This is a genomic window from Bacillus sp. mrc49, assembly GCF_002803435.1.
Window position 1 is genome coordinate 1 of sequence record NZ_PHNG01000392.1, and the last position, 318, is coordinate 318.

The 318-nt window shown below is 59.1% G+C and carries 1 rRNA gene; it reads right to left on the reverse strand.

From position 1 onward, the window contains the following. Window positions 1-318, reverse strand: a 23S ribosomal RNA gene (locus tag CVN76_RS02460); the annotation flags it as partial.

Sequence of the window (318 nt, forward strand, 5' to 3'; positions counted from 1 at the left end):
CCCGGTCCTCTCGTACTAAGGACAGCTCCTCTCAAATTTCCTGCGCCCGCGACGGATAGGGACCGAACTGTCTCACGACGTTCTGAACCCAGCTCGCGTACCGCTTTAATGGGCGAACAGCCCAACCCTTGGGACCGACTACAGCCCCAGGATGCGATGAGCCGACATCGAGGTGCCAAACCTCCCCGTCGCTGTGGACTCTTGGGGGAGATAAGCCTGTTATCCCCGGGGTAGCTTTTATCCGTTGAGCGATGGCCCTTCCATGCGGAACCACCGGATCACTAAGCCCGACTTTCGTCCCTGCTCGACTTGTAGGTC